The sequence below is a fragment of the Stenotrophomonas maltophilia group sp. SKK55 genome (genome assembly GCF_057179845.1).
Window position 1 is genome coordinate 30,663 of record NZ_JBXUHP010000005.1, and the last position, 23,306, is coordinate 53,968.

Here is a 23,306-nt window from a genome sequence, read left to right on the forward strand (position 1 = left end):
ATAGCCCACCCATCCCCACCGCCATCGGCGCTGTACCACGGTGCAATGGCGGATGCGGCAGCGCGATGCAAGAATTTCGCACGTCGAAATCACGCCATCGAATCCTGCGGCAGATGATCGTCTTCATCTGCTGACCGACGCGCACCGCGCTGTTACCCCCTCAACGCAATCGCACTGCCAGCCAGGGCGCCGACACCGGCGCTGCAACGCGCTGGGCGTGCGCCTGCGCCGCTTTCCCCCTGCACCCTGGATCTGCTGCCATGAACACCCCACCCACGACGCGCCTTGCCTTGGCGATCATCGCGGCCATCACAGCCCCTGCGTACGCCGCAGAAACGCACGATGCCGCGCACGACACGCCCACCACACTCAATGCCCTGCAGGTCATCGCCACGCCGCGTGGCGCCGCCGTGGCACCGACCCAGGTGGTCGGTCCCAACCGCTACATCATCAAGGCCGAAGATCTCGACGCGATGGTCACCGGCAACAACGGCCTGGCGATGCTCAAGCAGGTGCCGGGCGCCAGCTACACCGCCACCGATGGACTGGGCCTGGATATCTCGGCCACCAGCCTGTTCGTGCGCGGCTTCCGCATGAATGAAATGGGCATCACCTTCGAGGGCGTGCCGCTGAACGACAACGGCTTCCTCTCGCTTACCGGCACCAGCGTGGTGAACGTGGGCGTGCCCGATGGCATCGGCGCGATCACGGTCAGCCCCGGTGGCGCACCGGTCAGCGTGTTCTCCAGCAGCGTCAACGGCGGCAGCCTGGAATACCGGCTGCGCGACCTGCAGGACACGCCCAGCCTGCGCGTGAAGCAGGGCGTGGGCAGCAACAGCACGTTGGTCACCACCGTATCCGGGCAGACCGGCCAGCTTGGCGAGCAGGGCCCGAAGGTACTTGTCGACCTGCAGCGCGTGTCTGCCGACAAGTACCAGGGCGAGGGCACGCAGAACTTCCTGCGCGGCGACCTGAAGCTGCAACAGGACGTCGCCTGGGGTGACTTCACCGTGTTCCTGTCCGACAGCAAGGCCAAGGTCTGGGGCTACAACAACATCTCCTTCGACATGATCCGCAAGCTGGGCTGGAAGGCCGACATCTTCTATCCCGATTATGCGTGGGCCTGGTACGTGGCCTCGCCGGAGAACGCGGACAAATCCTGTGGCGCCTACACCTGCGGTGAGCTGTCCGAACTGATTCCGTACGATACCGGCCAGATCACCCGCGACCGCGTGTCCTCGATCAACCACCGCTTCCAGATCACTCCGGCATTAAGTGGCAACGTGCAGTTGTACAACGCCAACAGCCACACCCAGGCCACGCTGACCGACCCGACCGTAGCGTCGCCCAACGGTGCGCCGTTCTCCGAACAGGTGCAGACGCCGCGCCTCAACCGGCTGGGCGGCATGGTCAACCTGCAGTTCGAGACCGGCGCGCACACCTTCACCGCCGGTTTCTGGCAGGAGAAGAGCAAGGCCGCGGCCAAGACCGAGTGGTACCAGCAGCCGCTGCTGGGCGAGGGTCCACCACTGAAGGCCACCGGTCCGTTCGATGTGTATGGCCCCGCGTTCAAGACCGACAACGCGTCGAGCTGGGTGACCCGCTCGCGCCAGTTCTACCTGCAGGACGACATCGTATTGAACGACACGCTGAAGCTGGGTGTCGGCTTCAAGGCCGTGGACTTCCGCACCCGCGGTGGCGGCCTGGGTGATGCCAAGGACCGGCCGGTGAACGGCACGCTGCGCGCGAAGAGCAACTTCCTGCCGCACGTCTCGCTGTTCTGGAGCCCGACCGAATCCACCGACGTCTTCATCGACCTGGCCAACACCATGAACGGCTACCGCGTGGCCCAGCGCGGCAACATCGGCTACACCGCCTCGGCCTGGACCATCACCGACCAGGAAGAGTTCGACCGCGTGGCCGGCACGCTGCGACCGGAGAAGAACTGGAACCTCACCGTGGGCGCGTCGCATCGCTTCGATCGGCTGACGATCACCGGCGACGTGTTCTACAACGACATCCGCAATCGCCTGCTGTCGGCGGCCATCGGCACTCAGTTCGCGCAGATCAACACCGTGCGGCTGATGCCGAAGATGCACGTGATCGGTGCCGACCTTGGCATCACCGCCGACCTAAGCGATCACCTGCAGTTCTACCAAGGCGTGGCCGTGGCCCGTTCGTACTACGACAGCGATTTCGTGGTGGGTGACACGGTGTACCCGATCAAGGGCAACGCCCAGCCGGGCTACCCGCAGATCTCGCTGGTCAGCGACCTGTCCGCCCACTTCGGTGACTGGCGCTTTGGTGCCACCAGCACCTCGTACCTGCGCCAGCCCTTCACCTACGAGAACGACATCCGCGTGCCCACGTTCTGGCAGGTCAACACCTATGCTGCGTATCGATTCGGTGCGGACAGCCCAGTGCCCGGGCTGGAGCTGCGGCTGGACGTGAGCAACCTGTTCAATCGCCACAACATCGGCACCGCCACCATCGCCGGCTCGTCGTTCTCGGGGGACTACCAGACCCTGCAGCGCAGCGCGCCACGGCAGCTGATGTTCAGTACGTCGATGGCGTTCTGAGGCGACGAGGAACGGGGTCAGAGCCCTTTGCACGGCAAAGCGCTCTGACCCCAAAACCCGCCCGGAAGCCCGCCTTGCGCAATCAACAGGGATTTTCTGGCGGCGACGCAAGGTTCCCACAATGTTGCTGGGTCATCCTGTGCGCATGGCACAGCAGACCCCGCCAACCCGGTTATTCGGCATCCGTGGCCCAGGACGGCCCCGGCAGGCGCCGTCCGTGGCGCCTGTGATCGACCTGCAGGCCGAGTTCCAGTTCTGGCACGTCTACGAACGCGTGGTCCGCCCGCTGCCCGGCGGGGGGCTGCGGCTGGCCTGGCTGGTGTGCCAGAAGGTGTACCGGGACCGGTGGCAGTACCCGGACGACAGCGACGAGGCGGCGTTGTCGCGGGTGCTGTTTGGCGGGAACACGACGGCTGACCGGGCGTCGGAGCTGGCGGAGCTGCACGCGCTGGTCAGCCGTCGGGTGGCGTTGCTGGCGAAGCGGGGACGGTTGCATTCGGCAGCCTGATGCCTGCCCTTGGTAGGGTCGACTGTTAGTCGACCGCTCTTCGCATCTACCTCTCAGAAGGCCGCGCTTCGCGCGAGAGTCGACCAACGGTCGACTCTACCAATAGCCAACCCGACCGGCATTTCTAAGGCTTTCCCCGATCCAACTGCCGATAGCCAATCGCCTCAGCCAGATGCGCCGTCTGGATCGTTTCACAACCCGCCAGATCCGCAATCGTGCGCGCCACCCGCAGAATCCGGTGCATCGCACGTGCGGAAAGCTGCAGACGCTCGATGGCCTGCTCCAGCATGTCCTGATCTGCCTCGCTGAGTCGGGTACAGGCTCGCAGCGCCGCTGGCGGCAGATGTGCATTGAGCCCGCCACGTGCCTGCTGCCGGGCATGGGCGGCTTCCACCCGTGCACGTACCGCAGCACTGGGCTCACCCAGCGGCGTGCTCTCCCGCAGCTCCACCGCGTCCATTCGCGTTACGCCGATATGCAGATCGATGCGGTCCAGCAGCGGGCCGGACACGCGCGCACGATAGCGGTTGATGCGCTCGTCGCTGCACAGGCAACGGTTGCTGCGGTCACCGGCCCAGCCGCACGGGCAGGGATTCATCGCAGCCACCAGTTGGAACCGCGCGGGGTACTGCACGCTGCGCGCCGCGCGGGCGATGCGGATGTGGCCGGATTCCAGTGGCTCGCGCAGGGTTTCCAGCGCGCTGCGGTTCCATTCTGGGAGCTCATCAAGGAAGAGGACTCCATGGTGGGCCAGTGATATTTCACCGGGGCAGGGCGGGTTGCCCCCACCCACCAGCGCCGCCGCGCTCGCGCTGTGATGGGGCGCTCTAAAGGGCCGCTGCCGCCAACGTCTTGGGTCCAGCCCTTCGCCACTCACCGAGGCAATCGCGGCCAGCTGCAGCGCTTCACCCTCCTCTGTATCCGGCAACAGGCTGGGCAGGCGCGAGGCCAACAGTGTCTTGCCGCAGCCAGGGCTGCCGATCAACAGAAGATGGTGACCACCGGCAGCGGCGACTTCCAACGCGCGCCGCGCATGCGCCTGCCCGCGCACGTCGGCCAGATCGGGCAGTGGCAACGGCGTCGTGTCCACGCGCTCCACGGGTGGTAGCAGGCGCGGATTGCCCAACCCTGCACAGCATTCCAGCAGCGTGCGGGCCACGCGCACGTCCGCGTGCTCGGCTAATGCTGCCTCCGCGGCATTACCCGGCGGCACCACCAGAATGCGCCCGGCATCAGCCGCCGCAATCGCCGCCGGCAGCGCGCCAGCCACCGGGCGCAGCTCGCCGGTCAGGCCAAGCTCGCCCAGGAATTCGTACTGCAACAGCGACTGTGGATCGACCTGGCCGCTGGCCGCCAGAATGCCCAGCGCGATGGCCAGGTCGTAACGCCCACCTTCCTTGGGCAGGTCAGCGGGCGCGAGGTTGAGCGTGATGCGTCGCTGCGGAAAGTCGAAGCGCGCGCAAAGAAGGGCGGCACGCACGCGCTCACGGGATTCACGCACGCTGGTCTCGGCCAGGCCGACAATCTGGGTGGCAGGCAGGCCACCGGAGAGATGCACTTCCACCCGCACCAGCGGGGCATCGACCCCGGCGCGGGCACGGCTGTGGACCAGCGCCAGGCTCATGTGTGGTTTCCTGCGGAGGGGCGCTTGATGGTGCGGCAGGCGTTCCGCGTGGGATATCGGGGATTTCAGGTGAAGCGGCTAGGGGGATTCCGGCAGACCGTTGGAGTGCGCCTGCGCGCTTCATAGCGGCCGGTGTCCGCGATCGAGTGTCGGAACTCAACCGGTATGACGTGGAACAACGCCGGGGAATAGGCCGTTGCCGCTCGCCCGCGCCGGCCTTTCACCTCACTGGATCTGCGCCCGGGAGACTGCGGAAATCCAAGAAAATTCCCCATGAAGTGCTTTTCGTACAGGCATTTACATTTCACCAGAACTACACACATTTACTTGAAGGTAAGCAAAAGGGGCGCTAAAATTCACCCAACACACCCGCCAAGCCTCTGACGCGCTAGTTCGCGACATGCTCAAATTGGCGGGTTTTTTTTGCCTGCTGATTGGAGTCGGGATGACCCACTACCGCAAACCGCCCCTGTCGATTCAGGAACAGTTGGATCTGCTCCAGCAGCGCGGGCTTGCCATTGGTGATACCGCCAATGCCAATCGATACCTGCAGCGTGTCGGCTACTATCGTCTTATGGGCTATCTCTACACACAGCGTATGCCCGGTAGCGACAATTTCCGCGATCAAGCGACATTCGAAGAAGCGATAAGCCTCTATGAGTTCGATAGAGCGCTTAGAGACCTGGTGATGGAGGCCGTCGGCCATATCGAGGTCGCAACGCGGACCGTGCTCACGTACCACTTTGCGCATGCGAGCGGCGCCTTCGGCCATCTGGAAGCGTGTAATCTGACCTTCGCTGGACAGGAGCATGCAGATTGGCTGGATGGCGTCGAAAGTGAAGTGGTACGCTCCAGGGAGACGTTCATTCGGCACTACCGGGACAAGTACACCTCACCGGCGTTTCCCAAAGTACCGGTTTGGATGGCAACGGAAGTCATGTCGCTGGGGTCGCTCTCCCGCCTCTACAAAGCGCTTCGTACCCGTGAGCAGAAAGCTGTTGCGGGTGAGATGGGCCTGGCAGCCCCCGTCTTCGCGAACTGGCTGCATGTCACCAGCGTGGCGCGAAACGTCGTTGCACACCACAGTAGGTTATGGAACAAGGAGCTTGGTGTTTCGGCGGTTCGCCCTCGGTCGGCGGGATGGTCTGAGCGTGAGGCGCCGTATGCACCGAATCGCTGCTTCTTTCTGTTGCTCCTGCTTCGCAAACTTCTGGAAGCGACGACCGCTGATTTCAGGGATTGGCGTGAACGTGTCGATACCCACCTCTCGGCTGGCCTGACGACCGAAGTCCGAACGAGAAGCATCGGGGCTGCGACTGGATGGCAGGACCATCGCCTTTGGCGCGGGTAAGTCCCAGGAGACGCCGCTTCCTCCAGACATTTGTTGCGAATGGGGCGGTCAGGGGGACGGTCAATGGCGGCCCAGCATCCCAAACAGACACCGCTGCTCATCCAGCACCAGCCCATTGAAGCGCCCAAACCACGCCTCAACCCACGAAGGCCCCGCACTTTCCACCAGCAACCGCCCCTGGCTCTGATGCAGATCCAGCCAGCGCTCGAAGCTGGTGCGCAGACGCTCGATGTCCGGCGCCCGCCACCGTGCATCGGCGGGCATGCGGATCAGCACGCGCGAGGGCGCATTCTCCACCTCCATCACCAGCACGCCCTTGCATCGGATCTCGAAGGACGCTGCTCTGGCATGGCGTGTATGCAGTTCAAAACCCTCGTGGGCCTTCGCGGTCACGAAGCCGAGCGCATCACTGTGCAGCAGGCGGTAATCGGCCGGCTGCAGCTTCTGGTAGGCCCACACCTGATCGCCCGCGAGCTCAGGCCACTCCACCCACATCGCGCCGATCACCGCGATGCACACCGCCGCAGCGGCAAGGCCTTGCATCTTCATTCGTCACCCCGCACACAGGCAGAAAGGTCCGCGCCATAAGCGCGCTCAGTCCTTGGGTCGCATCCGCTCGTGGATGAAGGCGGTGAGTGCCAGATCGGCCATCACCAGCCCCTCCATCACCCGGTCGCCGACGTACTGTTCGGGCTCACCGTTCTGGCGCGTGCGCTCGGCCGCGAGCAGGATCTCCTGCACGACGCGCTGGCCGGTGAGTGCGCAGTCGGCGTCGGACAACGCCATCTGCCGGCTGCGCAGGTGGTGCCGCTCGGGCCAGGGCTGGCCGTCGGCCGCAGCGCCCGCGCCGATGGCGTGCAGGATGGCGATGAGGCTGTTGGGATCCAGGGCTGGCGCGGCCGAGGGTGCTTCCTGGATCGGGCGCGGGGGCGGGGAGTGCGGTGTGGTCATGGCGGGCTCCGTGCAAGCAGGCGGACGCCGCCACCGATAAAGGTGGCGGGCAGAGCGTGGCTCGAAAACCGGGCTATTAGGAAGAAACCGGCGGGCACAAGGCCCCCACGCCCCGCCCGCCATAGCCGGCAGACGGAATGCCAGCCGACACCGCGCAAGGCGATGCCGGCTGGCAAGTGCAAACAACATCCTAATAGCTCGGGTTTTCGAGGCCCGGCCACCCGTTTTCGGTGGCGATACCAGAGTTGCCTGACGTAGTTGGGAATGCCAAGGGGTAGGGGTCAATGCCGCCAAAACCCGAGACGTTTTTGGCATTGTCGCATAGCGAGGAAAGCGGCGAGAGCCTTGGCGTGCTTGGCGCAGCAGCACTTCTGGGACGGAGTCGTCAGAACCTTCCGCCAGAGACGCAGGGAGCGGCAAATGCGACAACATTGGTCCGACGGTCGCTGATGGATGCCGCGTATTTCGCCTCCATGCGTGAGTGACTTTCTGCCTATTGACCCCACGGGGCGCCACGCAGAATCTGACTACCGCTGTAGTCACTCGGAACTGTTCTGCCCGCAGCAGGAAGGTTCTGCGGCGTTTGAACGGACTCCACCCACTGGCGCAGGCCGCTACAAGGATCACTGTCGTGTTACGCCGCAATCGACTTCTTCTGTCTGCGGGTCTGCTCCCGCTCCCGTGGTTCCTGTTCTGGACCAGCGTTGCCGCCGTGTTCGCGCCGGGCTACAACCCGCTCGCACAGCACGCCAGCGAGCTGCTGCAGGCGCCGACGCTCGCAAGCATCTGCGCCAGGATCGCCACCATCGGCTCTGGCGTAGGCTTCGTGGCGTTCTCCATCGGGGTATGGAGGGAGTCCGGTCGCCGGATTGCAGTAGGTGCAATCTGCTGGATGGTCTTTGGCGTCTCCATGCTGACCAACGGGCTCTGGCCCATGGGCCATCCGATGCACGGCTTTTACACCATCGGTATCGCAAACATCATTGCACCGGCAATGTCGCACATCGAATTGAGCGCATGGTCTGCCAACCGAAGGGCGTACGCCGTGACCGCGTTGGTGAGCATCGCGAGCATCGTCTATCTCTGGTTGAACTTGGTGGGAGCGGACCCGGAGGGCTGCCGGGGGCTGACCCAGCGCCTGTTCTCGTCGATCAACTCGCTGTGGCCGTTCCTGGTTGGGCTGTACCTGCTGCGCAGGGATTCAAGCGCGCTGAAGGCGAAGCCGGCGCATTGATGGAAGGGTATGCTGCACTTGGGCGATGATTGAGCGTGCGGAGTTGAGAGCAAGATGAGAATTTTTCGCCGCCAGCTGATCTACGTCCAAGTGCACCAGGACCATTTTATTGCGCGCCTGGTCGGTGGAGACAGGACCATCCGCCGCCAGTGTCACGCCCTTGGCAATCGCGCGGGTCCGATCAAGGACTTTTCGAATATCCGGCCCCTGCTCAAGGCGATCTTCTCGGAACTCATGCCTGGGTTCTCTCTCGTCAAGCCGTGGGGGATTCTGCACTTTGATCCGGTTGAGTACCCGGTCACGAAGGAAGAACTGGCCGGGTTCCAGAAGACTGCCATGCGAAGTGGTGTGAGCTTCTGTTTTCTCTCCACGTGGGAGCAGCGGCATGCAGACAAGGATCTGTTGGAGATGTTCAAGTAGGGGCCGGCTCGATACTTCTTTCACAGCCGAGCCGCTTTTGTGATTGGACGACGGATCGCTTCAATCGCTACCGGGACTCGAATTGAGTGGCAACCGAAACTCTGCAATGGATAGTGTTGGAGCCAGCCTTGCGGGCGCAGCTTCCTGCTGGGCCCGATCACTGCTGAGCAGCGGCGCAACACTGACTGCCCGCTGTTGTGCGCAATGCGAAGAGGAGGTGTTGGTACCGACAACGTCCGAGACGTTCTACTGGTAGTAGGTTTCACGAACGATTTCGTTGCACGTCGGGTCGACATCAACGTGGAAAGATTTCAACCCGTCGCGGGGCAGGAGCACTTTCAGATCATCCAGGTACTGCACAGCGAACCCTCGATCCGAATTTCCGGAGCCTTCCTCCTCGATGCGGTACAACGTCCTGTCCCATCCCCTCGAGTCCTCAACATGCTGCTCGATCAGCTGCAGGCAGCGCTCATGCCTGGCTTGGCCTGGTTCACTTCCGTGGCAGGCTGGGGCAATGAAGCCGAGCGTTGCGAGCAACCAGGATAGTTTGAACAGACGCATGCTCAATTCCCATTTGGATGAAGCTTTCAGATGCTCATCAGTGGCAGGAGGATCGTCCATGGTTGCACTGTCTGGTGCAAGATTGGCAAGGGCGCACGATAGGGGCTGTTTCGCGGCAGGCGGCTGCGCGACACGGAGAATGGAGACAATGACCAAGGTGACCGGTGCCAGGATAAAGGACCACACGCGATGAAACTACCGGCCCGCTTCTGGGTGCATCTTTTCAGCCATCTGGGGTTCGTCGCAATCATGGCCGCGCTCTTGGCCGACTGGGTCGGGGTGTTCTTCGAAGCTCTTGTCAGCCAATCCCACGCCCCCGCCGACGTGGCCCGGGTGGGTCATGTCGGAACGGTGTTCGGGTTCTGCATGCTCGCCCTGCTGCTGTTGGGGGCGCTGAGCATCCCGAGTGAACTGTCGGGGCTGGTCAGGCCGTACGGCCGCAAGGCGCCCTATCGGCAGCAGGCGCAGGTGATGCATCGGAAGGTGCTGCTGATCACCATCGCGGTACTGTCCTGGGCGGCGCTGGCGTCGGCGTTTTTCATTGGATCGTTGCTGCGTTCCGGCCAGGCGTGAATGCCCTTGCTTGTGGAAATGGTGCTCCCTAAGCTCGGGCGACGAAAGGAATTGTTGGCCGGCCACCGCACTACGGCAGGTCCTCCCCATCCACGCCTTGGCTGGATCTCATGACAAACATGGATATCGGTTCCCCGCCCGCGCGGGAACGTGCACTGCGCAGCATCACCCCGGAGACGGCGAAACAGCATCAACTGCTCTTGCGAGCGATCTTTCGCGAGGAGATCGACTACCGTCAGCGCGACGAGGATCAGGCGTACTTCGAGAACCTCTATTGGTGTGCCTATCTGCTGTTCCATGTGGGAGATCTGGCCGATGTCGAGTCCATGTGGATTGCCAAGAATCTGAACATGGATACCGGTTCTGGCTTCGACGTCGAGAACATGGTGGGTGCCGGTGTGGAGCAGACGATTGAGTACCTTCTGGAAAGATCTCTCGACGATGCTGCGGATTACATTGACGAGTGCTTGCCAGCTCACTCGCAGCAGGAAATCGAGGAATGGTCCCGCTCCCGTCGTAGCTACTTCTACGACGTCTGAGTGATTTCATCGACAGCTGCAGTCGAGCTTGTGCCACTTGCGTGTCCATCGCACGTTGATCCCGGGCTGCGGATCTTCGCTCCTGGCCGATAGCCAACATCAACAGAACGCGCGCAACTGGAATCTAATGACCATATTCCATCACTCCCTGTTAACCCTCCGGCTCTTCGGGGATGACCTCAATCCAGCCGAGATCACTGCCTTGCTGGGCGCGAATCCAACCGCCGCGCATCACAAGGGCCAGCAGCTCACAGGCAACCAACCCGACGCCGTGCGTATCGCCAGGACCGGCAGCTGGCAACTTGATGCGGAGCGTCGTGAGCCTGAAGATCTGGAAGCGCAGATCTTCGAGATCCTCGATCAGCTCACCGGCGATCTCGCCGTATGGCAGTCATTGGCACGGTTCCGGCCTGACCTGTTCTGCGGTCTTTTCATGGGCAGCAGCAATGACGGTGTCTCGCTTTCGCCCCGCGTGCTGCTCGCTCTGGGAGAGCGCGGCATCGAGCTCGGGCTGGACATCTATGAAGCCGATGAAGAGGTGCGCAACGCTCAACGCAAGCAGGCCCTCAATTGATGATCTCCCCACTCCCCGAAGCAACAAACGCCTTCAACTGCCGAACGAATTCCGCGTCATACGGCTCCCACTCCACAATCTCCCCCACCACCCGCAACGGCTGCGCACTCCGATACGACCGCGTCGGGTTCCCGGGAAACTTCTTGTTGGTCACATTCGGGTCGTCCTCAAACGGCCCGGTCGGCTCCACCACATACACGCGCGGTCGCCCCTCACCCCGGGCCATCTCCGCAGCCAGCCCGGCGCCCTTGGCAATGGTGGTGAAGTAGATGTGGTTCATCACCACGCTGTCGCGGTAGTTGGAGCGGAAACCGGCACTCAGCAGCTCGCCCACCGCCAGATCAGCGCGGGTGCCGTGATAGAACGGCCCGGCGACCTGGTCGCAGGTGTCATGCGAAACGGGTGTCCATTCGGTGTCCTGCGCCATCGGCACTGCCCCTGCGTGTCCTGCCGGATCGACAGGCCGGCGAGTCTAGGGCGCCCGGTGGGCCTTGCTGCAAGGCCCCATCCGGGAAATACTCTGTAGTGGGAGGCGCAGTGCGCCTCCTTTTTTCATTCTGCGGCGCCGCGCCCTTCCAGCTCGCGCACGGCGGTTTCCAGCGCATCCAGCTTTTCGCGGGTCTTCAGCAGCACGGCGCGCTGCACTTCGAACTCCTCGCGGGTGACCAGGTCGAGCTTGGCCAAGCCGGCCTGCAGCGCGCTCTTGAAGGTGGCCTGCAGTTCCTCGCGCGATTCGCGCAGGCCCGGCGGCACCAGGTCGCTGAGGCGACGGGCGAGGTCATCGATTTGATTCAGGTCGATCATGGGGTGCTCCGTGGGGGGGGGCGTGCATCCGGCGCGGGCAGGCCGTTCGGGCACAAGGATACTGCTGGCACCCACTGCCCGGACAGGCGGCAGCGGCTTCGCACGGGCCGCGTTCAGGCGCTATCCTCCACGCCGGAAGACAGGAGATAGACGATGAAGATGGTCATGGCGGTGATCAAGCCGTTCAAGCTCGACGACGTGCGCGAAGCGCTGGCCGAGCGAGGGGTTACCGGGATCACGGTGACGGAAGTGAAGGGCTTTGGTCGCCAGAAGGGCCATACCGAGCTGTACCGTGGCGCGGAGTATGTGGTCGATTTCCTGCCGAAGGTGAAGCTGGAAGTGGCGGTAACCGATGACCAGGTGGAGGCGGTGGTTGAGGCCATCGTGAAGGCCGCTGGCACCGGCAAGATTGGGGACGGCAAGGTGTTCGTGTACGACCTGGGCAGCGTGGTGCGTATTCGTACCGGTGAGCTGGACGCGGACGCGTTGTAACCCGTTTGGCGGGATGTTGTAGAGCCGAGCCCATGCTCGGCTGCTGTTCCTGCATCGCGCGAAATGCAGCCGAGCATGGGCTCGGCTCTACAAAGAGCGGTAAAGCGGTCGAGCAAGCTCGACCCCTACCGGCGCTTCGCCCACTTGTAGAACCGCTTCCAGCCCTGGCGCACCGCGGCCACCCAGCCCGGGTCGGCCACCAGCGCGGCCTGCGCGGCACTCGGGGCCTGGCCGGTCACGCGCTGGCGGATCTTCAGCAGGTTCTTCATGTCGCTGCGGCGCATCTGCCGGCTCAGTGGATTGCGGCGCAGCCAGCGCGGGGCGCGCCAGGCGGAGGTGAAGTCCAGCAGCACCGGCACGCCGCCGCTGACCACCACGTTGGTGCCATGCAGGTCGTTGTGGGTGATGCCGGCGGCATGCAGGCGGCTGAGCGCGTGCTGCAGCTGCTCGAACACTTCATTGCCCACGGCCTGCGCGGTGCTCAGGGTCTGGCCGGGAATGAACTCCATGCCCAGTGCCAGGCCACCCAAGGTGCCAAGCAGCGCGGGGGCATGCTTCCAGCCGCCCAGGCGCTGCAGCATGCGGGCCTCACGGCGCACCATCAGCCGCGCGATCAGTGAAACGGGGGTGCCGCGGTAGCGGGAATAGTCCTTGATGACCGCCTCGCGCCCGTCCAGGCAGGTGCGGTAGACGTCGGGGGCCAGGAAACGTTCGCCGCGCTTGAGCAGCAGCGGGGAGGCGGCGTCATTGCCGCAGGAGGAAGGGGGCAGGGCAGGAAGATGCATGTCGGGGTCTCGGACGACCCGGTGGGTGGCGCAAAGCGTCAAGCGAACCGGTGTTACAGGGAGTTACTAAGTTTTCGTTAATTTTAGTACTCGCCAGTTCGCTATTCCACGATTTGTCGGAGAAATGTCGGGGCCGTGGCTGGAACAGTTCGTCACGCAGAATCGGACAATTATGTCTCACTTATTCCAGTTGGCCTTCAGCATCAACAGCTTGCGCGCTCCGCCCTACGCCTCGTTCACAACCGGCTGAACGCGGCGCACGGGCAACTTGACCCCGGCGCACGGCCTGCCGACCATAAGCTGTTAACCCGCGACATTGGCGGCCGCCCCCCTCCGGCACGTCCCCGTCCCCTGCCGCGTTCCCCACCGGTGCTGGCCGCCTGGCCGTGCATCGCCCCGTTTCCCGTTCCGGCCGCGGCTGGAGGAAAGTGCTTTGATCATCAAAATCGTCATTGCAGCGCTGTTCGTGGCCTGCGTGCTGTACATCCACTTCCGTGGCAAGGTCCGCGCGCGCTGGTCGCGCCAGCTGCTGGACCACTCCAGTTTCATGGCCCCGATCAACGTGGTCATGTACATGTTCTCGAAGGTGCCGACCACGCCGTTCCTGGACCCGGGCAAGGAGTTCCCGCAGCTGGAGCCGCTGCGCCAGAACTGGCAGATGATCCGCGACGAGGCGCTGGCGCTGCGCGACGCGCAGAAGATCGCCGCCTCCAGCACGTTCAACGATGCCGGCTTCAATTCGTTCTTCCGCCGAGGCTGGAAGCGCTTCTACCTGAAGTGGTACGGCCCGTCGCACCCGTCGGCGAAGACGCTGTGCCCGAAGACCACGGCGCTGATCGAGTCGATCCCGGATGTGCGTGCGGCGATGTTCGCGCAGCTGCCGCCGGGTAGTGAGCTGCGCCCGCACCGCGACCCGTTCGCCGGCTCGCTGCGCCTGCATCTGGGCCTGAGCACACCCAACGACGATGCCTGCTACATCGAAGTGGACGGCATCAAGAAGAGCTGGCGCGACGGCGAGTGGATGATGTTCGACGAGACCTACATCCACCATGCACACAACGAGACCCAGCAGGATCGCGTGATCCTGTTCTGCGACATCGCCCGCCCGCTGCGCTTCGGCCTGCCGGGGCTGTTCAACCGCGCGGTGGCGGCCACGCTGCTGGCCGGTGGCGCCTCGCCGAACCTGCCGGGTGACCCGACCGGTGGCGTCAACAAGGCATTCGGCAGCGTCTACAAGGTGCGCCTGAAGGCCAAGGCACTGCGCGAGCGCAGCGTGGTGGCCTACCAGCTGATCAAGTGGGGCCTGGTGGTGGCGGTGATCGCGGGTATCTGGGCGCTGTGACTGTAGAGCCGAGCCCATGCTCGGCTTGGTCTACCGCAACCTGTCCGAAGAGCAGCCGAGCGTGGGCTCGGCTCTACAGAAAGCAGAAAACCCGCGCTGTCGCCAGCGCGGGTTTTTGTTTGGATCAACCCTTCAATGCCGCCTGCACGAACGGCGGGGTCACCAGTACGCCGGTGTGCAGCGCGGCGGTGTAGTACAGGGTGTTGAAGGTCTTGGCGGCCGAGTCGGCCTGGCGGAAGTCGAAGCTGCTGTCGCCCTTGCGCGCCATGGTCACGCTCCACCAGCCGGTGGGGTAGCACGGCTGCGGGAACGGCAGGGTCTTGAACGAACCGAAGCCGGCCTTGCCCATCTCGGTGCGCATCTCGTTGATCAGCGCCAGCTGCATCAGCGGCGACTCGGACTGCTGCACCAGGATGCCGTCGTCCTTCAGGGCCTTGAAGCAGCTCTCGTAGAAGGCCTTGTTGAACAGGCCCTCACCCGGGCCGACCGGGTCGGTCGAATCGACGATCACCACGTCCACGCTGCCGGCCGGGCAATTGGCCATGTAGGCCACGCCGTCATCGAACAGCAGCTCGGCGCGGGCGTCATCGTTGGAGTCGCACAGTTCCGGGAAGTGCTTGCGCGCCATCACGGTGACCTGCTCGTCGATATCGCACTGGGTCACGCTCTCCACGCCGGTGTGCTTGAGCACTTCGCGCAGGGTGCCGCAGTCGCCGCCACCGATGATCACCACGCGCTTGGGCGCGGCGTGGGTGAACAGCACCGGGTGGCTGATCATCTCGTGGTAGAAGAAGTTGTCCTTGCTGGTCAGCATGATGGCCCCGTCGATGGTCATCAGGTTGCCCCAGTCGGTGGTCTGGAAGATCTCGATCTTCTGGAACGGCGACTGCACCTCGTCCAGCTTGCCGGTGATGCGGTAGCCGATGGCCGAGCCGGTGCGCTCGAAGTGTTCGATGTACCAGTTGTTGCTGTCAGTCATGGGAAAACAGTCCTGTTCGGAGGGGTGGAGCCGGGCTGGCGGGCGGGGCCGCGTGGCACAGATGCCACATCCGGACGGATCGGCCCGTTCAGGTTGGAACCTGTCACGGGCGCGGGCGCGCATGATAACGAACCTGTGGGCACATAGGCGTTATCATGCCCCCCCTTTTATTGCCAACAAGGCCGACTGAAATGACCGATTGGTCCCTCGACCAAGCCCGCAAGACCTACTCGATCCCGCATTGGGCGGACGGTTACTTCGACGTGGATCAGGCCGGGCACATGGTGGTGAGACCGACCGGGGCGGACGGCCCGGTGGTGTCGCTGCCCAAGGTGGTCGATGCGGCGCGCGCGGCGGGCGCCAAGCTGCCGCTGCTGGTGCGCTTCCCGGACATCCTCGGCCAGCGCCTGGGCAAGCTGCAGGCGGCCTTCGCCCAGGCCCAGCAGGACTGGGAGTACAGCGGCGGCTACACGGCCGTGTACCCGATCAAGGTCAACCAGACCCGCGGCGTGGCCGGCACCCTGGCCAGCCACCACGGCGAGGGCTTCGGCCTGGAAGCGGGCAGCAAGCCCGAGCTGATGGCCGTGCTGGCGCTGTCGCGCCCGGGCGGGCTGATCGTCTGCAACGGCTACAAGGACCGCGAGTACATCCGCCTGGCCCTGATCGGCCGCAAGCTGGGCCTGCAGACCTTCATCGTCATCGAGAAGCCGTCCGAGCTGAAGCTGGTGCTGGAAGAGTCCAAGGCGCTGGACGTGAAGCCGGGCCTGGGCGTGCGCATGCGACTGGCTTCGCTGGGCGCCGGCAAGTGGCAGAACAGCGGTGGCGACAAGGCCAAGTTCGGCCTGTCGCCGCGCCAGCTGCTGGACCTGTGGAAGTCGCTGCGTGACACCGAGTACGCCGACTGCCTGAACCTGCTGCACTTCCACATGGGCTCGCAGATCTCCAACGTGCGCGACATCGCCAACGGCATGCGCGAAGCCACCCGCTACTTCGTGGAGCTGTCGCGCCTGGGCGCGAAGATCACCCACGTCGACGTGGGCGGTGGCCTGGGCGTGGACTATGAAGGCACCCGTTCGCGCAGCTTCTGCTCGATCAACTACGGCCTGCATTCCTACGCCAGCAACATCGTGCAGCCGCTGGCCAATGCCTGCGAAGAGTTCGGCCTGACCCCACCGCGCATCGTCACCGAGTGCGGCCGTGCGATGACCGCGCACCACGCGGTGCTGATCGCCAATGTGTCGGAAGTGGAAGAGGCGCAGGAAGGCCGCGTGCCGGACCAGCACGACGACGAGCCAGCGGCGATCCGCCACCTGCGCGAGATCCACGACGAGCTGGACGTGCGCCCGGCGGTGGAACTGTTCCAGGAAGCGCAGCATTTCCATGCCGAAGGCCTGGCCAGCTACGCGCTGGGCCAGATCGACCTGCCGCAGCGCGCGCGCATCGACGACCTGTTCTACGCCATCGCCCACGGCGTGCGTGCGCGCCTGAGCTATGACGAGAAGAGCCACCGCCCGGTGCTGGACGAACTGAACGAGCGCCTGGTCGACAAGTACTTCGTCAACTTCAGCGTGTTCGAATCGATCCCGGACGTGTGGGCGATCGACCAGGTGTTCCCGATCGTGCCGATCGAGCGCCTGGACGAGACCCCGGACCGCCGCGGCATCATCGCCGACATGACCTGCGACTCGGACGGCATGGTGGAAACCTATGTCGAGAACGAGAGCCTGGACAGCTCGCTGCCGCTGCACAAGATGAAGCCGGGCGAGAGCTACCGCATCGGCTTCTTCATGGTCGGCGCCTACCAGGAAATCCTGGGCGACATCCACAACCTGTTCGGCGATACCGACGCGGTGGAAGTGCTGGCCGATGCCGATGGCTACGCCATCACCCAGCAGCGCCGCGGCGATACCACTGACGTGATGCTGGATTACGTGGGTTACCGCCTGGACGAACTGCGGGCGACCTATGCGCAGCGCGTGGCTGCAGCGCAGCTGTCGCCGGAACGCGCGCAGGAACTGTCGGACGCGCTGGAAGCCGGCCTGACCGGTTATACCTACCTCTCCGACGAGCCGTTGGTCTGAGGTAAACGGGAATGCCGGGCATAGGCCCGGCGCTACCGGCCCCGATGAGCGCGCGCGCGATCTTCCACCTGTTCCTGCATGCCGCCGTGCCAGCGTTGCTGGCATGGCTGTTCTGGCGCAAGCGCTTCGCCTCGGCGTGGTTGTTGATGCTGCTGGGCTGGATCATCGACCTGGACCACCTGTTGGCCGATCCGATCTACGCACCGAACCGCTGCAGCATCGGTTTCCATCCGCTGCACACCGCACCGGCAATTGCCGTGTATGCAGGCCTGTGCGTTCCGAAGAAAACGCGGTTGTTCGGCATCGGTCTGATCATCCACATCGCGCTGGACGCAATTGATTGCTGGTGGATGCATCACCGTTGATGCTTGATGCGTGTCGACCAAGGTTGACACCTACCGGGTGCACGCTGGCCGGTCGGATTGGCGCTTGGTAGAGCCGGCCGCTGGCCGGCTTCCGCAGGGCGGCTTCCGCAGGGCGTTCCCGGTGACCACGTGGTTGCCGGCCAGCGGCCGGCACTACCCACCGTCAGGTTGGTCGTTTCACCCCACCGGCAGCCACAACGTCGCGCGCAGGCCCGGCTGTACATTCTCCAGCGCCACGCGTCCGCCATAACTGGCGGCGATATCTCCGACGATCGCCAGCCCCAATCCACTGCTGCCCACGCGCTCATCCAGCCGCACGCCACGCTGGGTGACCCGTTGCAGGGCGTCCGCGGCCAGGCCGGGGCCGTCGTCGCGGACCTCAATGCGCAACTGGCCGTCGTCGGCTTCCGCGCTGACCTGGACCTGCCGCTGTGCCCAGCGCCCGGCATTGTCCAGCAGGTTGCCCAGCATCTCTTCCAAGTCCGCACTGGCACCGGGGAACTGCAGCGCCGGATCGATACCGGCCGCCGTGAACGTGATGCCACGTTCGCCATGCACGCGTGCCATCAGCCGGCACATCGCCTGAGCGACGGCCGCCACGCCGGTGCGCTGGCGATGGTCGGCGGCCAGTCCTGCAGCCAGGTAACGGTCGACACTGGCCTGCATACGCGCACTCTGCTCGCGCACGGTGGCCCGCCAGTGCGTGCCATCGCCGTCGGCTTCGGTGGCCAGTACGCTCAGCGGGGTTTTCAGCGCATGCGCCAGATCCTGTGCACTGGTGCGCGCGCGCGCGACCATGCGTTGCTGGTGGTCCAGCAGCGCGTTGAGTTCTTCGCCAAGCGGCGCAACCTCTGCCCCCAGTCCCTGCGTGTCGATGCGTTGCGCGTCGCCGCGCCGTACCTGTTCCAGCTGCGCACCGAGGCGATGCAGCGGGCGCAGGCCGAAGTGCACCTGGCTGGCCAGCACCGCCAGCCAGGCGGCGACCAGCACGCCCAGCGCGATGGCGGTGCGCTTGCGGAACGCGGCGACATCCGCATCCAGCGCACTGCGATCAGTGGCAACCACGGCCACGAACGGTTCGCTGGCGCGCGGCAGGCGCACCTGCTGCACGCGTGCGCGCAGGGATTGCTGCAGCGGCCCGGGCAGGTTGCGGGTGGCCGGCCCGGCAACCGGCGCCGGCAGGGTTTCGTCCCACAGCGAGCGCGACTGCAGCAGCACGCGGCCATCGGCACCGGCGATCTGCCAGTAGGCACCGGAGAACACGCGCTGGAAGCGTGCGTCATTGGGTTCCTGGCGCAGGCGCAGCTGTCCGTCCGCATCCACTTCGGCCTGTGCCAGCAGGGTCAGCATGTCCTGCTGCAGTTCGTGGTCGAGGCGGTCGCGCGCGCTGCGCTTGAACAGCTCGCCCAGCAGCGCGCTGGCCAGCAGCGAGACCAGCAGCAGGCCGACGCCGCCGGCCAGCAGCAGGCGCCGTCGCAGCGATGGTTGCCGGCTCACGGCGCGGCCAGCCGCCAGCCCTGGCCGCGCACGGTCTGGATCAGGTCGATGCCGAGCTTGCGTCGCACGCGTCCGAGCAGCACGTCCAGTGCATTGGAGTCCGGGTCGTGGCCACCGTCGAACACCTGCTCGCCCAGCCGGTCGCGGCCGATCACCTGTCCGCTGTGATGGATGAAGTAGCTGAGCAGGCGGAACTCCTGCGGACTGAGCGGCAGCGCCTGCCCATCCAGCTCGAAGCGGCCGGCGTTGACGTCCAGCTGCAGCGGACCGCAGTGCAGGCGCGGGCTGGCATGGCCATGGCTGCGACGGATCAGTGCGCGCAGCCGCAGCACCAGTTCGTCGGCCTGGAACGGTTTGGTCAGGTAGTCGTCGGCGCCGGCATCGAAGCCGGCCAGCTTGTCGTGCCAGCGCCCGCGTGCGGTCAGCACCAGCACCGGAAAGCTGCGGCCATTGCCGCGCCAGCGCTCGATCACGCTCAGGCCATCCAGCCCGGGCAGGCCGAGGTCGACGATGGCGGCCTGCAGGTCTTCGACCTGGCCGATCTCCTCGGCCTCGCGGCCGTCGGCGACCACCGCCACCACATAGCCGGCCTGTTCCAGCAGAGGCACCAGGCGCTGTGCCAGTGCGGCATCGTCTTCGGCCAACAGGATGCGCATCAGTCGTCGAGCTCCGTCTTCAGCAGCTTTCCGCTGCGCGCATCATAGTCCAGCTCCACTACTACGCCGTCGCCGCGCAGGATCTCCACTTCGTAGACGCCGTCGTCCAGCTCCACTTCCAGCAGCTGGCCCGGGTAGCGCTTGAGTGCGTCGCGGACCACGCTTTCCAGCGGCACGTAGCGGCCCTGCTGCACGGCGCGACGCGCGACCTGCTGCGCCGGGTCCTGGACGGGCGCGGCGGCGATCGGGGCGTTGGCCAGGGCCAGCAGCAGGGGCAGGGTGGAGAGCATGCGGGTGCAGAAAGAAGGAGGGGGTCAGGCGCGAGTGTGCCGGGGATGACTAACAGCCGGCTAACAGCCACGGCTAAGGCGCTGTTAACCGAGGCATGCATCGTGGCGTTGCCGGGATGGTCCGGCCACGAACACGAACAGGAGAACCCCCATGTTGAAGTCGCTCACCCTCGCCACCGTTGCCCTGCTGGCCATTGCACCGGCCGCACAGGCCGCACCGCTGGGCATGGCCCAGGTCGAACAGACCCTGCGCAAGGCCGGCTACACCCAGATCCACGAGATCGAACGCGATGACGGCCTGTGGGAAGCCGACGTGAGCCGCGCCGATGGCCGCTTCAGCGAAGTCTACGTGGACCCGAAGACCGGCGAGATCTTCGATGAGCACAGCGGCCGCGCGCTGCTGACCACCGAGCAGGTGCTGGCACGGGCGCAGTCGCATGGCCTGCGCGAGATCCATTCGCTGGAACGCGATGGGGCGACCTGGTCGCTGGAAGCCCGCAATGCCCGCAACCAGAAGGTGGAGGTGCGCCTGAGCGGTTACGACGGCCGCATCCTGCACAGCGAGCGCGATGGCTGGCTGGATTGACGTTGGCCTCTGTAGAGCCGAGCCCATGCTCGGCTTTGCGGCCAACCGTAGCCGAGCATGGGCTCGGCTCTACAGAGGCTGCCCTACCAGCCGTACGGCGGCGGGTAGTCCCAATAGCCCGGGCCGCGGCCGTAATAGCCGCCATACGGGCCGAAGAAGCCCGGGCCCTTGCCCTCGCTCACATGGATGTTGAGGTTGACCCCGTGGGTCTTGCCCTCATCGGTGGTGTAGTTCTTGCTCAAATTCAGCGTGGCCGCGTTGTAGTGGCTGTTGCCGCCGTTCTTGGAATAGCCGATGCCAGTGGTGAAGCTGCCCGACACCTTGACCTTGTCGTCGGTGACGTCGGCGATCCTGGCGTCGTCGTGCACGCGCGGGCCGCTCTTGTCACCGTAATAGGTGCCGGGCGGGTCCTGCTGCAGGGCCGGGTCGTTGAGGTAGCGCAGCGGCGCCTGCGGCAGCGTCAGGTCCAGGCCGGCAGCCTGCGGCGCGGTAGCGCCAGCGGCGGACTGGGCCAGCACGGTTCCCGGCAGGGCCAGGCACAGCAGCAGGGTCAGGGGGCGGATCATGACGGCGCTCCAGCGGACAGGTGGCCGCGCAACACGCGGCGGTACAGGCCGACGCTAGCAGGGGTTGCTTGAATGATGCCTGTCGGCGCACGCTTGCGGTAGAGCCGGGCCATGCCTGGCTGCACGCTACAACCGCCCGAACCCGAACAGCCCTTCCAGTGCATGCTTGCGCCGCTCGATCCGGGCCCGCAGCAGCTGGGCGCCGATCATTGAATAGGTGATGCCGTTGCCACCGTAGGCCATGGCGAAATGCACCCGCGGGCCCCACTGCGGGTGCGGGCCGAAGAAGGGCAGGCCGTCGGCGGTTTCGGCGAAGGTGCCGGCCCAGGAAAAGGCGGGCACCGGGTCCAGCCGCGGGAACCAGTGCAGGAGCTGATCCATCAGCTTTTCGGCCTTGCGCTGCACGCGCCGGTCGCGCCGCGCCGGGATATCGATGGCGTCGTCCAGCCCACCCACCAGCAGGCGGCGGTCGCCGGTGGCGCGCAGGTACAGGTACGGGCGTGCGCTCTCCCACACCATCGTGCGCTGCAGCCGGCCCAGCGTGTCCGCATCGATCGGGTCGGTGATGAAGGCGTAGCTGCTGCGGTTGCGCGCGACCCGCTGTTCAAGCCAGCGCTGGTTGGCGTAGCCCATCGCCAGGACCACGTGGCGGGCGCGGACCGTGGCGCCGGCCTCGGTCATCGCGGTTACGCCCTGCGCGCCAGGCTTCAGCGTGTGCAGCACGGTGCGGTCGTGCACATGGCCGCCGCGGCGGCGCACGCGTTTGAGCAGGCCGTAGGTGAGGCAGTAGGGATCGACCCGCGCCGCCTGGCGGGTCAGCAGGGCGCCGCCGGCATCCACGTCGAAGCGTTCGCGCAGGGCTTCGCGGTCCAGCCAACGCGCGTCCAGTCCAATATCACGGCGTGCAGCTCCTTCGGCCATCAGGCGCGGCACGTCGCGCCGCCGGCTGGCCAGGTACAGGCTGTCCATCTGCCGGAAATCCACCTCCTTCAGACCGCGTGCCACTTCAGCCAGTGCCGGGATCGCGTCGGCACAGGCAAGGTAGGCCTGGGCGGCGGCATCCCTGCCATAGCGCTCGGCCAGTTCCAGCAGATGGGTATCGATCTCGTACTGCAGCAGCGCGGTGCTGGCCGCCGTGCTGCCCCAGCCGATGTCGCGCTGCTCGATCACCGCCACCTCGTGGCCGTGGGTGGACAGTTCGTCGGCGATCAGCGCACCGGTGATGCCGCCACCGACCACCAGCACGTCGCAGCGCAGATCCTGCTCCAGCAGGGGAAAGGCCTGCAGCAGTCCGTTGCGCACTGCCCACCAGGGGTAGCCACTTTTCAGGTCCATGCGTGGTCGTGCTCAGGCGGTGGGCTGGCCGGTATGCGGGGTCTGGATCAGTTCGGACAGATCGAAGCCCTGCAGGCGGGCCGCGGCCAGATAATGGTCCTGCACGGTCGCGTCCAGGCGTGGCTCGCGCGCCAGCAGCCACAGGTACTTGCGATCCGGGCTGCCGACCAGCGAGACGCTGTAGTCCGGGGCGACCTGGATCACCCAGTAGTCGCCCTTGGCGAACGGCAGCCAGCGCAGGCCCTTGGGCAGGAAACTGACCTCCAGCCGCGCGCTGTCGTTGTCGACGGCGCAGGCCTCGCCGGTGGCCTCTTCGATCTCGCCGTCCATGCGGCAGCGGTTGGTGACGCCGACGTTGCCGTTGTCGAGCAGGGTGTAGTGCGCCGACACATCGGTGCAGCCTTCCGGCTCGTGGCGCATCGGCAGGCGCGCGATCTCGTACCAGGTGCCCAGGTAGCGCGGCAGCTTGAGGTCGGCGACGGTCTTCAGCGGCGGGTGCTCGGTCATCGGTCATCGTGGCAAGGGCGGGCCTCCACGATGCCGATGGGCTCGCCATGGGCGGGTGAAGCCGGGGCGACGGCCGCGTCCAGAACGATCCGTCGCCGCTGCGACGT

Annotated in this window: 27 protein-coding genes; 13 read left to right on the forward strand and 14 right to left on the reverse strand. The window is 65.3% G+C overall.

All coding sequences use genetic code 11. From position 1 onward, the window contains the following. Nucleotides 1–260 precede the first annotated feature (260 nt). Complete coding sequence (locus tag AC2A1N_RS03110; RefSeq protein WP_242893064.1) at nucleotides 261–2,579, forward strand: TonB-dependent receptor; 2,319 nt, start codon at nucleotides 261–263, stop codon at nucleotides 2,577–2,579. 121 nt (nucleotides 2,580–2,700) lie between these two features. Beyond that, entirely contained in the window at nucleotides 2,701–3,087 is a 387-nt protein-coding gene (locus tag AC2A1N_RS03115) for a hypothetical protein (protein ID WP_343235620.1), read from the forward strand. A gap of 124 nt (nucleotides 3,088–3,211) precedes the next feature. Here AC2A1N_RS03115 and AC2A1N_RS03120 read toward each other — a convergent pair whose 3' ends face one another. Then, nucleotides 3,212–4,711 carry a YifB family Mg chelatase-like AAA ATPase gene (locus AC2A1N_RS03120; RefSeq protein WP_180870381.1) on the reverse strand — a complete coding sequence of 500 codons (1,500 nt, stop codon included), beginning with the start codon at nucleotides 4,709–4,711 and terminating at the stop codon, nucleotides 3,212–3,214. Nucleotides 4,712–5,156: 445 nt separating this feature from the next. Between AC2A1N_RS03120 and AC2A1N_RS03125 the strand changes: the two genes are divergently transcribed. Continuing rightward, nucleotides 5,157–6,062, forward strand: coding sequence for an Abi family protein (locus AC2A1N_RS03125; protein WP_242893007.1), 906 nt, complete (start codon nucleotides 5,157–5,159; stop codon nucleotides 6,060–6,062). A 60-nt stretch (nucleotides 6,063–6,122) separates the two neighbouring features. Here the strand turns inward: AC2A1N_RS03125 and AC2A1N_RS03130 are convergent, their stop codons facing one another. After that, nucleotides 6,123–6,611 carry a cold-shock protein gene (locus AC2A1N_RS03130; RefSeq protein WP_242893004.1) on the reverse strand — a complete coding sequence of 163 codons (489 nt, stop codon included), beginning with the start codon at nucleotides 6,609–6,611 and terminating at the stop codon, nucleotides 6,123–6,125. A gap of 45 nt (nucleotides 6,612–6,656) precedes the next feature. Continuing rightward, on the reverse strand, nucleotides 6,657–7,013 hold the full coding sequence (locus AC2A1N_RS03135) for a hypothetical protein (protein ID WP_180870388.1): 357 nt from the start codon (nucleotides 7,011–7,013) through the stop codon (nucleotides 6,657–6,659). A 631-nt stretch (nucleotides 7,014–7,644) separates the two neighbouring features. Here AC2A1N_RS03135 and AC2A1N_RS03140 point away from each other — a divergent pair. After that, nucleotides 7,645–8,247, forward strand: a complete 603-nt coding sequence (locus tag AC2A1N_RS03140) for a DUF998 domain-containing protein (RefSeq protein ID WP_242893001.1) — start codon at nucleotides 7,645–7,647, stop codon at nucleotides 8,245–8,247. A 54-nt stretch (nucleotides 8,248–8,301) separates the two neighbouring features. Next, nucleotides 8,302–8,667 (forward strand): hypothetical protein, encoded by a 366-nt coding sequence (locus AC2A1N_RS03145; RefSeq protein ID WP_061479716.1) that lies wholly within the window; start codon nucleotides 8,302–8,304, stop codon nucleotides 8,665–8,667. Between the two features lie 246 nt (nucleotides 8,668–8,913). On the opposite strand, the gene AC2A1N_RS03150 is transcribed toward AC2A1N_RS03145, so the two are convergent. Beyond that, nucleotides 8,914–9,288: a hypothetical protein gene (locus tag AC2A1N_RS03150; protein WP_242892998.1), complete on the reverse strand. Its 375-nt coding sequence runs from the start codon at nucleotides 9,286–9,288 to the stop codon at nucleotides 8,914–8,916. Nucleotides 9,289–9,417: 129 nt separating this feature from the next. Here AC2A1N_RS03150 and AC2A1N_RS03155 point away from each other — a divergent pair, with 129 nt between their 5' ends. The 3 genes from AC2A1N_RS03155 to AC2A1N_RS03165 all read left to right on the forward strand — a co-directional run bounded on the left by AC2A1N_RS03155 (nucleotide 9,418) and on the right by AC2A1N_RS03165 (nucleotide 10,914). Further along, a complete protein-coding gene (locus AC2A1N_RS03155) occupies nucleotides 9,418–9,801 on the forward strand; it encodes a hypothetical protein (RefSeq protein ID WP_242892994.1) in 384 nt (127 codons plus the stop codon). Between the two features lie 119 nt (nucleotides 9,802–9,920). Continuing rightward, nucleotides 9,921–10,340 (forward strand): hypothetical protein, encoded by a 420-nt coding sequence (locus AC2A1N_RS03160; protein WP_242892992.1) that lies wholly within the window; start codon nucleotides 9,921–9,923, stop codon nucleotides 10,338–10,340. Nucleotides 10,341–10,467: 127 nt separating this feature from the next. Next, complete coding sequence (locus AC2A1N_RS03165; protein WP_242892978.1) at nucleotides 10,468–10,914, forward strand: DUF4279 domain-containing protein; 447 nt, start codon at nucleotides 10,468–10,470, stop codon at nucleotides 10,912–10,914. On the opposite strand, the gene arr is transcribed toward AC2A1N_RS03165, so the two are convergent. Together arr and ubiK are read right to left on the reverse strand one after the other, a co-directional pair. Further along, nucleotides 10,907–11,341 (reverse strand): NAD(+)--rifampin ADP-ribosyltransferase, encoded by a 435-nt coding sequence (gene arr, locus AC2A1N_RS03170; protein WP_242892975.1) that lies wholly within the window; start codon nucleotides 11,339–11,341, stop codon nucleotides 10,907–10,909. The genes AC2A1N_RS03165 and arr overlap by 8 nt on opposite strands. Before the next feature lie 125 nt (nucleotides 11,342–11,466). Further along, a complete protein-coding gene (ubiK, locus tag AC2A1N_RS03175) occupies nucleotides 11,467–11,718 on the reverse strand; it encodes a ubiquinone biosynthesis accessory factor UbiK (protein ID WP_005411375.1) in 252 nt (83 codons plus the stop codon). A gap of 153 nt (nucleotides 11,719–11,871) precedes the next feature. Between ubiK and AC2A1N_RS03180 the strand changes: the two genes are divergently transcribed. After that, nucleotides 11,872–12,210 carry a P-II family nitrogen regulator gene (locus AC2A1N_RS03180; protein WP_005411374.1) on the forward strand — a complete coding sequence of 113 codons (339 nt, stop codon included), beginning with the start codon at nucleotides 11,872–11,874 and terminating at the stop codon, nucleotides 12,208–12,210. A gap of 125 nt (nucleotides 12,211–12,335) precedes the next feature. Here the strand turns inward: AC2A1N_RS03180 and AC2A1N_RS03185 are convergent, their stop codons facing one another. Beyond that, nucleotides 12,336–12,995: an RIO1 family regulatory kinase/ATPase domain-containing protein gene (locus AC2A1N_RS03185; protein WP_242892968.1), complete on the reverse strand. Its 660-nt coding sequence runs from the start codon at nucleotides 12,993–12,995 to the stop codon at nucleotides 12,336–12,338. A gap of 436 nt (nucleotides 12,996–13,431) precedes the next feature. Here AC2A1N_RS03185 and AC2A1N_RS03190 point away from each other — a divergent pair, with 436 nt between their 5' ends. Then, nucleotides 13,432–14,337 carry an aspartyl/asparaginyl beta-hydroxylase domain-containing protein gene (locus AC2A1N_RS03190; RefSeq protein WP_032954620.1) on the forward strand — a complete coding sequence of 302 codons (906 nt, stop codon included), beginning with the start codon at nucleotides 13,432–13,434 and terminating at the stop codon, nucleotides 14,335–14,337. A 124-nt stretch (nucleotides 14,338–14,461) separates the two neighbouring features. Here AC2A1N_RS03190 and speE read toward each other — a convergent pair whose 3' ends face one another. Further along, nucleotides 14,462–15,316 carry a polyamine aminopropyltransferase gene (gene speE / locus AC2A1N_RS03195; RefSeq protein WP_072167936.1) on the reverse strand — a complete coding sequence of 285 codons (855 nt, stop codon included), beginning with the start codon at nucleotides 15,314–15,316 and terminating at the stop codon, nucleotides 14,462–14,464. A 191-nt stretch (nucleotides 15,317–15,507) separates the two neighbouring features. Here speE and speA point away from each other — a divergent pair, with 191 nt between their 5' ends. Both speA and AC2A1N_RS03205 read left to right on the forward strand, forming a co-directional pair. Next, nucleotides 15,508–17,397 (forward strand): arginine decarboxylase, encoded by a 1,890-nt coding sequence (speA, locus tag AC2A1N_RS03200; RefSeq protein ID WP_061480252.1) that lies wholly within the window; start codon nucleotides 15,508–15,510, stop codon nucleotides 17,395–17,397. A gap of 44 nt (nucleotides 17,398–17,441) precedes the next feature. Then, nucleotides 17,442–17,762, forward strand: coding sequence for a DUF6122 family protein (locus AC2A1N_RS03205; RefSeq protein ID WP_049439080.1), 321 nt, complete (start codon nucleotides 17,442–17,444; stop codon nucleotides 17,760–17,762). A gap of 177 nt (nucleotides 17,763–17,939) precedes the next feature. Here AC2A1N_RS03205 and AC2A1N_RS03210 read toward each other — a convergent pair whose 3' ends face one another. From AC2A1N_RS03210 to AC2A1N_RS03220, 3 genes are read right to left on the reverse strand one after another with little or no spacing between them, the layout of a single operon-like run. Beyond that, entirely contained in the window at nucleotides 17,940–19,259 is a 1,320-nt protein-coding gene (locus AC2A1N_RS03210; protein ID WP_242892966.1) for a sensor histidine kinase, read from the reverse strand. Then, complete coding sequence (locus AC2A1N_RS03215; protein ID WP_154351547.1) at nucleotides 19,256–19,915, reverse strand: response regulator transcription factor; 660 nt, start codon at nucleotides 19,913–19,915, stop codon at nucleotides 19,256–19,258. Before AC2A1N_RS03215 ends, AC2A1N_RS03210 begins: the two co-directional genes overlap by 4 nt. Beyond that, nucleotides 19,915–20,205, reverse strand: a complete 291-nt coding sequence (locus tag AC2A1N_RS03220; protein ID WP_065198236.1) for a PepSY domain-containing protein — start codon at nucleotides 20,203–20,205, stop codon at nucleotides 19,915–19,917. Before AC2A1N_RS03220 ends, AC2A1N_RS03215 begins: the two co-directional genes overlap by 1 nt. Before the next feature lie 151 nt (nucleotides 20,206–20,356). Here AC2A1N_RS03220 and AC2A1N_RS03225 point away from each other — a divergent pair, with 151 nt between their 5' ends. Further along, nucleotides 20,357–20,791 (forward strand): PepSY domain-containing protein, encoded by a 435-nt coding sequence (locus AC2A1N_RS03225; RefSeq protein ID WP_072167930.1) that lies wholly within the window; start codon nucleotides 20,357–20,359, stop codon nucleotides 20,789–20,791. A gap of 83 nt (nucleotides 20,792–20,874) precedes the next feature. Here AC2A1N_RS03225 and AC2A1N_RS03230 read toward each other — a convergent pair whose 3' ends face one another. From AC2A1N_RS03230 to AC2A1N_RS03240, 3 genes are all read right to left on the reverse strand, one after another. Beyond that, complete coding sequence (locus AC2A1N_RS03230) at nucleotides 20,875–21,357, reverse strand: hypothetical protein (protein WP_242892964.1); 483 nt, start codon at nucleotides 21,355–21,357, stop codon at nucleotides 20,875–20,877. Nucleotides 21,358–21,483: 126 nt separating this feature from the next. Next, nucleotides 21,484–22,692 carry an NAD(P)/FAD-dependent oxidoreductase gene (locus AC2A1N_RS03235; RefSeq protein ID WP_242892961.1) on the reverse strand — a complete coding sequence of 403 codons (1,209 nt, stop codon included), beginning with the start codon at nucleotides 22,690–22,692 and terminating at the stop codon, nucleotides 21,484–21,486. Nucleotides 22,693–22,704: 12 nt separating this feature from the next. Then, a complete protein-coding gene (locus tag AC2A1N_RS03240) occupies nucleotides 22,705–23,199 on the reverse strand; it encodes a lipocalin family protein (RefSeq protein ID WP_053497449.1) in 495 nt (164 codons plus the stop codon). Between the last annotated feature and the right edge of the window lie 107 nt (nucleotides 23,200–23,306).

Excerpts from the sequence above, each read along its gene's own strand:
- AC2A1N_RS03185 (WP_242892968.1), bottom strand. The coding sequence starts at position 12,995 with ATGCATCTTCCTGCCCTGCCCCCTTCCTCCTGCGGCAATGACGCCGCC.
- AC2A1N_RS03225 (WP_072167930.1), top strand. The coding sequence starts at position 20,357 with ATGTTGAAGTCGCTCACCCTCGCCACCGTTGCCCTGCTGGCCATTGCA.
- AC2A1N_RS03235 (WP_242892961.1), bottom strand. The coding sequence starts at position 22,692 with ATGGACCTGAAAAGTGGCTACCCCTGGTGGGCAGTGCGCAACGGACTG.
- AC2A1N_RS03215 (WP_154351547.1), bottom strand. The coding sequence starts at position 19,915 with ATGCGCATCCTGTTGGCCGAAGACGATGCCGCACTGGCACAGCGCCTG.
- ubiK (WP_005411375.1), bottom strand. The coding sequence starts at position 11,718 with ATGATCGACCTGAATCAAATCGATGACCTCGCCCGTCGCCTCAGCGAC.
- AC2A1N_RS03205 (WP_049439080.1), top strand. The coding sequence starts at position 17,442 with ATGAGCGCGCGCGCGATCTTCCACCTGTTCCTGCATGCCGCCGTGCCA.
- AC2A1N_RS03220 (WP_065198236.1), bottom strand. The coding sequence starts at position 20,205 with ATGCTCTCCACCCTGCCCCTGCTGCTGGCCCTGGCCAACGCCCCGATC.
- AC2A1N_RS03110 (WP_242893064.1), top strand. The coding sequence starts at position 261 with ATGAACACCCCACCCACGACGCGCCTTGCCTTGGCGATCATCGCGGCC.
- AC2A1N_RS03135 (WP_180870388.1), bottom strand. The coding sequence starts at position 7,013 with ATGACCACACCGCACTCCCCGCCCCCGCGCCCGATCCAGGAAGCACCC.
- AC2A1N_RS03120 (WP_180870381.1), bottom strand. The coding sequence starts at position 4,711 with ATGAGCCTGGCGCTGGTCCACAGCCGTGCCCGCGCCGGGGTCGATGCC.
- AC2A1N_RS03115 (WP_343235620.1), top strand. The coding sequence starts at position 2,701 with ATGTTGCTGGGTCATCCTGTGCGCATGGCACAGCAGACCCCGCCAACC.
- AC2A1N_RS03160 (WP_242892992.1), top strand. The coding sequence starts at position 9,921 with ATGGATATCGGTTCCCCGCCCGCGCGGGAACGTGCACTGCGCAGCATC.
- speE (WP_072167936.1), bottom strand. The coding sequence starts at position 15,316 with ATGACTGACAGCAACAACTGGTACATCGAACACTTCGAGCGCACCGGC.
- AC2A1N_RS03240 (WP_053497449.1), bottom strand. The coding sequence starts at position 23,199 with ATGACCGAGCACCCGCCGCTGAAGACCGTCGCCGACCTCAAGCTGCCG.
- AC2A1N_RS03150 (WP_242892998.1), bottom strand. The coding sequence starts at position 9,288 with ATGGACGATCCTCCTGCCACTGATGAGCATCTGAAAGCTTCATCCAAA.
- AC2A1N_RS03145 (WP_061479716.1), top strand. The coding sequence starts at position 8,302 with ATGAGAATTTTTCGCCGCCAGCTGATCTACGTCCAAGTGCACCAGGAC.
- AC2A1N_RS03165 (WP_242892978.1), top strand. The coding sequence starts at position 10,468 with ATGACCATATTCCATCACTCCCTGTTAACCCTCCGGCTCTTCGGGGAT.
- AC2A1N_RS03130 (WP_242893004.1), bottom strand. The coding sequence starts at position 6,611 with ATGAAGATGCAAGGCCTTGCCGCTGCGGCGGTGTGCATCGCGGTGATC.
- AC2A1N_RS03180 (WP_005411374.1), top strand. The coding sequence starts at position 11,872 with ATGAAGATGGTCATGGCGGTGATCAAGCCGTTCAAGCTCGACGACGTG.
- speA (WP_061480252.1), top strand. The coding sequence starts at position 15,508 with ATGACCGATTGGTCCCTCGACCAAGCCCGCAAGACCTACTCGATCCCG.
- AC2A1N_RS03230 (WP_242892964.1), bottom strand. The coding sequence starts at position 21,357 with ATGATCCGCCCCCTGACCCTGCTGCTGTGCCTGGCCCTGCCGGGAACC.
- arr (WP_242892975.1), bottom strand. The coding sequence starts at position 11,341 with ATGGCGCAGGACACCGAATGGACACCCGTTTCGCATGACACCTGCGAC.
- AC2A1N_RS03125 (WP_242893007.1), top strand. The coding sequence starts at position 5,157 with ATGACCCACTACCGCAAACCGCCCCTGTCGATTCAGGAACAGTTGGAT.
- AC2A1N_RS03155 (WP_242892994.1), top strand. The coding sequence starts at position 9,418 with ATGAAACTACCGGCCCGCTTCTGGGTGCATCTTTTCAGCCATCTGGGG.